At 63.5% G+C, this 10,362-nt stretch carries 6 protein-coding genes; all 6 read right to left on the bottom strand.

What is annotated here, in order from left to right; all coding sequences use genetic code 11:
• Positions 1-126: 126 nt before the first annotated feature.
• Positions 127-1,719, bottom strand: coding sequence for a peptide ABC transporter substrate-binding protein (locus NKI46_RS25250; protein WP_023670734.1), 1,593 nt, complete (start codon positions 1,717-1,719; stop codon positions 127-129).
• Between the two features lie 447 nt (positions 1,720-2,166).
• Positions 2,167-3,816: a beta-galactosidase BglA gene (gene bglA / locus NKI46_RS25245; RefSeq protein WP_352748344.1), complete on the bottom strand. Its 1,650-nt coding sequence runs from the start codon at positions 3,814-3,816 to the stop codon at positions 2,167-2,169.
• Positions 3,816-5,816, bottom strand: coding sequence for a glycogen debranching protein GlgX (gene glgX / locus NKI46_RS25240; RefSeq protein WP_352748342.1), 2,001 nt, complete (start codon positions 5,814-5,816; stop codon positions 3,816-3,818). The genes bglA and glgX overlap by 1 nt, the downstream gene beginning before the upstream one ends.
• Before the next feature lie 157 nt (positions 5,817-5,973).
• Entirely contained in the window at positions 5,974-7,602 is a 1,629-nt protein-coding gene (locus NKI46_RS25235; protein ID WP_352748339.1) for an alpha-D-glucose phosphate-specific phosphoglucomutase, read from the bottom strand.
• A gap of 3 nt (positions 7,603-7,605) precedes the next feature.
• Positions 7,606-9,051, bottom strand: a complete 1,446-nt coding sequence (gene glgA, locus NKI46_RS25230; protein WP_352748337.1) for a glycogen synthase GlgA — start codon at positions 9,049-9,051, stop codon at positions 7,606-7,608.
• A 19-nt stretch (positions 9,052-9,070) separates the two neighbouring features.
• A complete protein-coding gene (gene glgC / locus NKI46_RS25225; protein ID WP_023715696.1) occupies positions 9,071-10,336 on the bottom strand; it encodes a glucose-1-phosphate adenylyltransferase in 1,266 nt (421 codons plus the stop codon).
• Between the last annotated feature and the right edge of the window lie 26 nt (positions 10,337-10,362).

Below are 10,362 nucleotides of genomic sequence, written 5' to 3'. Positions count from 1 at the left end.
CCCCGCGGGGGCCAAAACACAGCCCCCGGGGCTCCCCAAAATCCCCCCCCCATTTGGGCCCGGTGGCTTTCCCCCCCCCGCCCCCCCCCCAAATTGGGGGGGGGGCGGTCCAGTCAAGGATGATTATCAGTCCTTGGAGACGAAGCGGGACGGATGGATGTCCATCACATTGTCATCGAAGCCATGCAGCTTCGAGGAAACGATATCGTGGAAGCTGTAGTAGAGAAGCGGAATGTTGCCGACGTCATCGACAAGGATGCGCTCGGCCTCAGTGAGGTCCTTCATGCGCTCTTCCGGCTTGCCGCCGGCAGCCGCGGCCTTGTCCATGGCCGCCTCATATGCCGGGCTGACGTAGTTCGAATAGTTGTTGCCGCTGGCCTTGCGGGTGATGCCGAGGAAGGTCTCGGGATCCTTGTAGTCGGCGATCCAGGCGGCACGCGCCACGTCGTAGTTGCCCTTCTGCTCGAGGAAGGAATAGTGGGTCTTGGTATCGGTGTTGAGCAGCGTGATCTCGACGCCAAGCGGCTTCAACTGTTCCTGGATGGCAACCGCGGTGTTCTTGTGGTTTTCCGAGGTGTTGTAGCGGATCTCCATCTTCAGCGGATGCTCGGGCGTATAGCCGAGTTTCTCAAGGATCTTCTTGGCGGCGTCCTCGCGGTCGATCTGCGGCATGTCGGCGTATTTGGCCATTGCCGGCGTGTAGCCGGCGATGCCCGGAGGCACCATCGAATAGCCAGGCAGCATGGAATTCTGCCAGACCTTTTCGGCCAGGAAGTCGCGGTCGATAGCCATCGAGATGGCGTTGCGCAGCTCGACATTGTCCCAGGGCGCCTTGTCGGTCTTGATCGCGTAATAATAGGTGCCGAGATACGGTCCGACGCGGACCTGATCGCCGAACTTGGTCTTGAGGTCAGCGAGCTGTTCGGTCGGCAGGTCGCCGTAGCTGTCGAGTTCGCCTGCCTCGAAGCGCTTCATCGCCGAAGAGCGGTCTTCGGTCGGGATGTAGTTGACGACGTCCATCTTGACGGTCGCGGCATCCCAGAATTTCGGATTCTTGACCAGCTTCATGTGGTCGTTGGGAATCCACTCGGCCAATGTATAGGCGCCGTTCGAAACGAGATTGCCCGCCTTGATCCAGTCGGCGCCGAGCTTGTCGATCGAGGCCTTGTTGACCGGGTAGGTAGCCTGGTGGGTCAGCATCTCCAGGAAGTATGGCGTCGGCGCCTTCAGCGTCACTTCCAGGGTGTTGGCGTCGATCGCCTTGACGCCCATGTCCTCGGGCTTGCCTTTCTTGGTGTTGACTTCCTCGGCGTTCTTCACGGGATAGAGCATGGAAGCGTATTCGGCGGCGGTCGCCGGATCCTCCAGCCTACGGAAGGAATAAACGAAGTCGTCCGCCGTCACCGGGCTGCCATCCGACCACAAGCCGTCCTTGCGCAGCTTGAAGGTGTAGACGGTGCCGTCATCCGATACCGTCCAGCTTTCGGCGGCGCCCGGGATGAGGTTCGTCTTCTGATCGTGCATGACCAGTCCCTGGAACAGGTCGCGTATGATATCGGCTTCGTAGACGGTCGAGGTCTTGTGCGGATCGACCGTCTCCGCTTCGGCGGCGCTGCCTCTGTTATAGACGGTCTCGGCAAGGGCCGGCGTCAGGAACGTGCCTGCGGCAAAGGTCATGGTCGCGGCGACAAGCGTCGCCTTCAGCATATTTTTCAGCATGAAGTCTCTCCCTGTGGCGCTGCCCATCGGCTGCGCCTTACGAGTGTTGACGCCCCGGAACCGATTTCTGGCCCCTTCGAGCGCGCCGCCGGTTCCCGTCCCGGCAGCTGGTGGCAGGAGACTAGACAGACGGAAATATTATTTCAACCGAGTCTTGCTTGACGCTAAGTGAGCATCCTCACCCTAAACCAGCCATAGCTAATCTATATTACCAGGTTCAATTGGGTGCAGCTTCCGGTTGTCCTGTAATTTTGCGTTTTGCCCTCATCAGTTGTAATTGGCGCAACCATCTGGAAACATTCCAGGAATGCCGTTCGTGGCCAAGCTCGACGAAAGTACCGAAGAAGCCCGAAATGAAAAACATGGCGCCGGTGGCGTTGCACGGATCACTCGGCACGGTTGCATGCGGACACGATCTTTGTTGACGCCGGACGGCGTCCCTGAAGATCAGCCTACCTTGCCGACAAACCAGCCCAGGGCCGGCAGCAACAGCCCCTCCTCCTGCAGGACGGCACCGCCACCCAGAGCGATCGTCTCGACAGGCTGGAGATCCGGCGGCAGCCGCCAGTCGGCCGGCTTGTCGGCGAAATTGAAGACGCAGAGCAATATCGCGTCCTCGCCCTGCCGGATGAAGGCAAGGACATCGCCGTCGGTATCGAGAAAGCGAATCGGGCCCTTGACCAGCGCCAGATGCGCCTTGCGCAAGGCGAGCATCGTCCGGTAGCCGGCGAGCACGGACTTGTCGTCGGCGTTCTGGATATCGACCGCCCGAGCGCGGTGGCTTTCCGGCACCGGCAGCCAGGGTTTTCCCGAGGAAAAACCGGCATTGTCGGCGCCCGCTTCCCAGACCATCGGTGTGCGGCAGCCGTCCCTGCCCTTTACCCCCGGCCAGAAACGGATGCCGACGGGATCGCGCAGATCCTCGAAGGTCAGCTCCGCCTCCTCCAGCCCAAGCTCTTCGCCTTGGTAGAGACAGATCGAGCCCCGCAGGCAGGAGAGCAAAGCGATAGCGAATGTCGCCACCGCATCTGGATCGCCGCCCGGCCGCGTCCAGCGGCTGACATGGCGCACGACATCGTGGTTGGAGAACGCCCAGCAGACCCAGCCGTCGGCGACGGCTGCCTCGAAGGCCTCGACGCAGCCGCGCACATGGGCGGCTGAGAATTGCGGGCCGAGCAGGTCGAAGGTGTAGCACATGTTGAGCTTGTCGCCGCCGGATGTGTAGGCGGCCAGCGTCTGCAGCGAGCGGCCTTCGTCGCCGACCTCGCCGACACTGGCGCGGCCGTCATATTCGTCGAGCAAAGCGCGGAAGCGCCTGAGGAAATCGAGGTTTTCCGGTTGCGTCTTGTCGAACAGGTGCTCCTGGAAGAGATAGGTGTTGGTTTCGCCGTTGGTGCCGGCGACGCTCGACGCCAGCGGCGGGTTGCTGCGCAGCCAGCGGTCGTGGACATAGTAGTTGACCGTATCCAGGCGGAAGCCGTCGACGCCGCGCTCGAGCCAGAACCGCACCGTCTGCAACAACGCGTCTTGAACCTCAGGATTGTGGAAGTTGAGGTCCGGCTGCGAGGCGAGGAAATTGTGCATGTAGTATTGCCGGCGGGTCGCGTCCCACTCCCAGGCCGGGCCGCCGAAGACCGACAGCCAGTTGTTGGGCGCGTTGCCGTCCGGCCTGGTGTCGGCCCAGACATACCAGTCAGCCTTGGGATTATCCTTGCTGGCACGGCTCTCTACAAACCATTCGTGCTTGTCGGAGGAGTGCGACAACACCTGATCGATGATCACCTTCAGGCCGAGCCTGTGCGCCTCGGCAACCAGCGCGTCAAAGTCGTCGAGCGTGCCGAACATCGGATCGACCGCCTGATAGTCGGAGACGTCGTAGCCCATATCGGCCATTGGCGATTTGAAGAAGGGCGACAGCCAGACGGCGTCGACGCCGAGCGAGGCGACGTGCGCCAGCCGTGAGGTGATGCCTGAGAGGTCGCCGCTGCCGTCGCCGGTGGTGTCCTGGAAGGAGCGAGGATAGATCTGGTAGATGACGCAGCCGCGCCACCAGTCGGCGCTCTGTTCGGCTCCCGGCTGGGCATTGTCGTCGGCCATCACGGACCCTTCCTGGCGCGGGCCTTTGCGGTCCGGCGCTCGATCATGAAACTGACACTGCGGCCGGGCAGCGGCCACGCGAGGTCGACCGCTTGCGCTTCAACAGCCGGCTGCCATTCAAACCCTTGCCGCGCGGGCAGCGTGAAGACGCATTGGCGGCGATCGCCATTGACGATCACAGCCAGGCGGCCTTCCCCGCCATCGCCGAGCAGCATGACGAGGCGATGGCGCGAGCCATCGTTCCAGTCGGCTTCGCCGAGCGGCGCGCCGGTCTCGGTCAGCCACGCGACGTCGGGCACATCAGAACCGGCCGGCGGCTCTCCGGTCAGGAAGCGCGTATCGGAAAGCGCCGGCACCGCGCCGCGCAGAGCTGCGAGCGCCGACACATGGGCTTCCAGCCCGACGTCGCGCCCGGCCCAGTCGAGCCAGGTGATGGCGTTGTCCTGCGCATAGGCGTTGTTGTTGCCCCCTTGCGTGCGGCCGAATTCATCGCCCGCCGTCAGCATGATGGTGCCGCGCGAGGCAAACAGAGTGGCGAGCAGCGCGAAGCGATCATGGGAACGGGCCTCGGCAATCGCCTTGTCCGAGGTTTCGCCCTCGACGCCGTTGTTCCAGGACAAGTTCTCATTGTGGCCGTCGCGGTTCTTCTCGCCATTGGCTTGGTTGTGCTTGGCTTCATAAGCGACGATATCGGCCAGCGTCATGCCATCGTGTGCGGCGATGAAGTTGACCGTGCGGCTGGCGGATTGGCCCTCCCTGCCGAACACATCGGAGGAGCCGGCGAGCCTTGTCGCCAGCGCACCGACCGCGCCGGCATCGCCGCGCCAGAAGCGCCTGACGTCGTCGCGGTAGCGGTCGTTCCATTCGAGGTAAGGCGGCCGGAAATTGCCGAGCTGATAGCCATTCGGGCCGATGTCCCACGGCTCGGCGATCAGCACCCTATCGGCAAGCAGAGGATCGCCAGCGATGGTCTCGAGCAACGGGGCCGCCGGATCGAATACGCCATCGACGCGGCCGAGGACCGGCGTCAGGTCGAAGCGGAAACCGTCGACGCCGGCATGGCGGACGAAATGGCGCAGCGTGTCGAGTACCATGTCGCGAACGACCGGATGGTCGCAGGCAATGGTATTGCCGGTGCCGGTATCGTTGGCCAACCTGCCGTCCGGCTCGCTGCGGTAGTAGGCTTGATTGTCGAGGCCGCGCAGCGACAGCGTCGGCCCGAGCCGGTCACTTTCGCCGGTATGATTGAAGACGAGATCGAGGATGGTGCCAATGCCAGCCCTGCGCAGCACCCCCACAGTATCGCGCAACTCGGCGATGCCGCCGGGCGCCAGGCGCGGGTCGAGCGCCATGAAGGTGACTGGGTTGTAGCCCCAGGCATTGCTGAGGCCCAGCGGCGGCAAATGGCGCTCATCGACCCATGCCGTCACGGGCATTAGCTCAACGGCGGAGACGCCGATCTTCTTGAGATGTTCGACGATAGCCGGATGGGCAAGGGCTGCAATGGTGCCGCGCTGCGCTTCCGGTACGTCCGGATGCAGCCTGGTGAAGGAGCGGACGTTGAGTTCGTAGATCAGGCCGCCCGGCTGGAACAAAGGCGGCTTGGCCGGTAGCGGCTTCGGCAGCGCGCGGGCGACGGTCTTCGGCATCAGCGGCGCGGTATCGGTGCCTTCGTTGCGCCGGACGGCAAGCCGCCAATGATGCTGGTAGGGCCGGTCTATCTCGACGGCGTAGGGATCGGTGAGCAGCTTGTCGGGATCGAACCACAGCCCGCGCTCCGGCGCATATTCGCCGTCGGCGCGAAAGCCGTAGCGCGTACCCGCGGCAAGGCCGGCGACGAACAGCGCATGGACGCTCTCGCCTTCCGGCTGAAGTTCGAGCCGGTCGATTTCACGGGCGCCGGTGTCGTCGAAGATCGACACCCACAGGCGCCGCGCGGATGACGACCAGGCGGCGAAGCGGATGCCTTCGGGAGTGACGGTTGCGCCGAGCTGGATCATCGGCGCATCCTCCACTCTCCCCCTTGTGGGGAGGGTCGCGAACGAAGTGAGCGGGGTGGGGGTCGGCGCGGGGAAAGCGCTTTACGAGCACCCCCAACCCGATCCGCTGCGCGGATCGACCCTCCCCACAAGGGGGAGGGTAAAGACGTCACCACCCTCAAGTAATCACGCTCGGCTTGTTGCGCCCGGTGTGGCTCTTGATCCCGGCGATATCATCGGCAGCCGCGATCAGGTCAGCGAGCGCCTCTTGCGTGTCGAGATCATGCCGCGCTCTGTCCGGCTCGTAGCGCTCGATGTAGACGCGTAGCGTAGCACCCGACGTGCCGGTGCCGGACAAACGAAACACGACACGCGAGCCGCCTTCGAACAGGATGCGGATGCCTTGGTTCTTGCTCACCGAACCGTCGACGGGATCGTGATACGCGAAGTCGTCGGCATTGGCGATCTTCAGTCCGCGCACGCTGGTGCCGGGCAGCGAAGCGAGCTTGGCGCGCAACTCGTCGACCAGGGCGTTGGCGCGCTCGGTTTCGACCTCCTCATAGTCATGACGTGAATAGTAATTGCGGCCGTAGGTCGCCCAATGTTCGGTAACGACGTCCTTGCAGCTTTCGCCGCGCACGGCCAGGATGTTCAGCCACAACAGCACCGCCCACACCCCGTCCTTTTCACGGACATGGTTCGAGCCGGTGCCGGCGCTTTCCTCGCCGCAGATCGTTGCCATGCCGGCATCGAGCAGATTGCCGAAGAACTTCCAACCGGTCGGCGTTTCGTAGATGCCGATGCCGAGCTTTTCGGCGACGCGGTCGGCAGCGCCGCTGGTCGGCATCGAGCGGGCGATGCCTTTGAGGCCGTCCTTGTAGCCCGGCGCCAATTGCGCATTGGCGGCAAGCATGGCCACCGAATCCGACGGGGTGACGAAAATGCCCTTGCCGATGATGAGATTGCGGTCACCGTCGCCGTCGGAAGCGGCGCCGAAATCGGGCGCATCCGGTCCCATCATCTCGTCATAGAGATGCTTGGCGTGGACCAGGTTCGGATCCGGGTGATGGCCGCCAAAATCCGGCAGCGGCTTGTAGTTGCGGCAGGTGCCATTCTCCGCGCCGAGCCGGCGCTCGAGGATTTCCTTGGCATACGGGCCGGTGACCGCATGCATGGCGTCGAAGCGCATGCGGAAGCCGTATTTGAAATTGGCGCGGATGGCGTCGAAGTCGAACAGGCTCTCCATCAATTCGGCATAGTCGGTGACCGGGTCGATAATCTCGACCGCCATGCCGCCGGCGGTCACCGTGCCGATCTTATCGATGTCGATCTGGTCGATGTCGGCGGTCTTGAAGCTCGAAATCGTCTTGGTCTTTTCGAAGATCGCGTCGGTCAGCTTTTCCGGCGCCGGGCCGCCATTGCCGGCATTGTACTTGATGCCGAAATCCTCGTGCGGGCCGCCCGGATTGTGACTGGCCGACAGGATGATGCCGCCGAAGGTCTTGTATTTGCGGATGACATGCGACGCCGCCGGCGTCGACAATATGCCGCCCTGCCCGACCATCACCTTGCCGAAGCCGTTGGCCGCCGCCATGGCGATGGCCTTCTGGATGACCTCGCGGTTGTAGAAGCGGCCGTCGCCGCCGATCACCAGCGTCTTGCGCTCAAAGCCCTCCAGCGCGTCGAAGATCGACTGGATGAAGTTCTCGGCATAGTGCTCCTGCTGAAAGACAGGCACCTTCTTGCGCAGGCCGGACGTGCCGGGTTTCTGGTCGAGATAGGGTTTGGTGGCGACGGTCCGGATCATGCTTCAGGCAACCCTTTTCGAAAGCAGCAGGCGGTAGAGTTCAACGTATTTGTCGGCGCTCTTGTCCCAGGAGACATCGGCCTTCATGCCCTGGCGCTGGATCTGTTCCCAGACGGCCGGGCTCGAATGCGCATCGACCAGCCGGCGGATGGCGTGCAGCATGGCGCCGCCACTATTGGGCGCGAACTGGAAGCCGGTGGCGACACCGGCCGAGATCGCTGCTTCATTGGCGTCGATGATGGTGTCGGCAAGGCCGCCGGTGCGGGCGACGACCGGCACGCAGCCATAGCGTAGGCCGTAAAGCTGGGTCAGCCCGCAAGGCTCGAAGCGCGACGGGATGACGATGGCGTCGCAGCCGCCCTGCATGGTGTGGGAAAGCCCCTCGTCATAGCCGACGACGACGCCGACACGGCCGCGATGGCGGGCGGTGGCAGCCAGCAGCGCGCCTTCCAGGCCGGCGTCGCCTGAGCCGAGGATCGCCAGCCGCGCGCCGGTGGCGACGACGCCGTCGACCACAGCCGCCAGTATGTCCATGCCCTTCTGCCAGGTCAGCCGGCTGACGACGCAGACGATCGGACTGTCGTCGCGCTCGAGGCTGAAACGGTCCTCGACAACCGCCCGGTTGGGAAGCCGAGCCTTGAGCGTCGCGGCGGAGTAGGCCGACACCAGATGCTTGTCGGTCTCCGGGTTCCAGATGTCGGTGTCGATGCCGTTGACGATGCCGTAGAGGTCGGAAAAGCGCATGTTGATCAGGCCGTCGAGGCCCATGCCGAATTCCGGCGAGCGGATTTCCTGGGCATAGGTGGGGCTCACCGTGGTGATCGCCCAGGCCGCCTGCAGGCCGGCCTTGAGGAAGCCGACGCCGCCATAGTATTCTACGCCGTCGAGCGCCATCGCCGCGGCCGGCAAGCCGAGCTCGCCAAAAATGCCGGCGCCGAACTGACCCTGGAAGGCAAGGTTGTGAACCGTGATCAGCGACGGCACGCCGACCGCCTTGCCGTAGCGCATATAGGCCAGCGTCATCGCCGACTGCCAGTCATGGGCGTGGACGAGATCCGGCTGGTAGCCGGAAATGGCGCCGCCGGCGATATCGCCACCGACCTGGCTCAGCGCAGCAAAACGCCGCCAATTGTCGGGCCAATCGGCGCCGGCCGCATTGCCGTAAGGGCCGCCGGGACGGTCGTAGAGATGCGGCGCGTCGAGCACGAACAGGTCGAGCCCGGCGATCTTGACGGCATGGACCGAAGCCTTGCCGCCCTGCAGCAGCGGGTATTGATAGACAGCCTTCTTTTTCTTGAAGGCGTCCATCACCTGGGGAAAGCCGGGGATGAGCGTGCGCATGGTCACGCCCTTGGCGGCCAGCGCGATCGGCAATGCGCCGGTCACGTCGGCAAGTCCGCCGGTCTTGATCAGCGGGAATATCTCGGGCGTGACCGACAGAACCTGCATGCGTTTATGGTACCCCGTCTTACAGCTTCAGCTTGTCGATCATGTCCTGCGTGACCAGGCAGATGCCCTTTTCCGAAACCCGGAAACGCTTGGCGTCGAGAACAGGGTCTTCGCCAACCACCAGCCCTTCCGGTATCCTTACACCGTGGTCGATGACGACGCGCTTCAACTTTGCGTTCCGGCCGACATGAACGTCGGGCAGCATGACGACCTCTTCCAGCGTCGAATAGGAGTTGATGCGCGCGCCGGTGAAGATCAGGCTGCGCTTCAGCGAAGCACCCGAGACGATGCAATCGCCTGAGACCAGCGAGGAGACGGCCGAACCGCGCCGGCCATCCTCGTCATGCACGAACTTTGCCGGCGGCTTCAATTCGGCATAGGTCCAGATCGGCCAGTCGCGGTCGTAGAGGTCGAGTTCGGGAGTGATGTCGGTCAGGTCGATATTGGCTTCCCAGTAGGCGTCGACCGTGCCGACATCGCGCCAATAGGCTTCGTTCTCGGCCGTCGAGCGCACGCAGGACTTGGCGAAACGGTGCGCGATCGCCTTACCGTGCTGTACGATGTAGGGGATGATGTCCTTGCCGAAGTCGCGGCTTGAACCCGGCTCGGCGGCATCGCGGCGCAGCTGCTCCATCAGGAACTTGGTCTTGAAGACATAGATGCCCATCGAAGCCAGCGCGAATTCCGGCTTGTCGGGAATGCCGGGCGGGTCGGCGGGCTTTTCGACGAACGCGATGATGTTGTCCTTGCCGTCGACATGCATGACACCGAAGCCGGTCGCTTCCAAGCGCGGCACTTCCAGGCAACCGACAGTGACGTCGGCATTGGCATCGACGTGCTGGCGCAGCATCAGCTCGTAGTCCATCTTGTAGATATGGTCGCCGGCCAGGATCACCATATATTCAGGGCCATAGGCCTCGATGATGTCGATGTTCTGGTAGACGGCGTCGGCGGTGCCTTCATACCACTGGGTTTCCGAGACACGCTGGGAGGCCGGCAGGATGTCGAAGCTTTCGTTTCGCTCCGGCCGCAGGAAGTTCCAGCCGCGCTGCAGGTGGCGGATCAGCGAATGCGCCTTATACTGGGTGGCGACACCGAGGCGGCGGATGCCGGAATTCAGCGCATTGGACAGCGCGAAATCGATGATGCGCGTCTTGCCGCCGAAATAGACAGCCGGCTTGGCGCGGCGGTCGGTCAATTCCTTGAGCCGGCTGCCGCGGCCGCCGGCCAGCACATAGGCCATGGCATCGCGCGCCAGCGGCTGGGTTCTCTTCAAGTCTGCCATCTTTACCCTCCCAAATTACCAGTCTG

The sequence above is a fragment of the Mesorhizobium sp. M0615 genome (genome assembly GCF_040320805.1).
Taxonomy (GTDB): domain Bacteria; phylum Pseudomonadota; class Alphaproteobacteria; order Rhizobiales; family Rhizobiaceae; genus Mesorhizobium.
The sequence above is the reverse complement of the archived record's forward strand: the minus strand, read 5'-3'. Positions and strand labels throughout refer to the sequence as shown.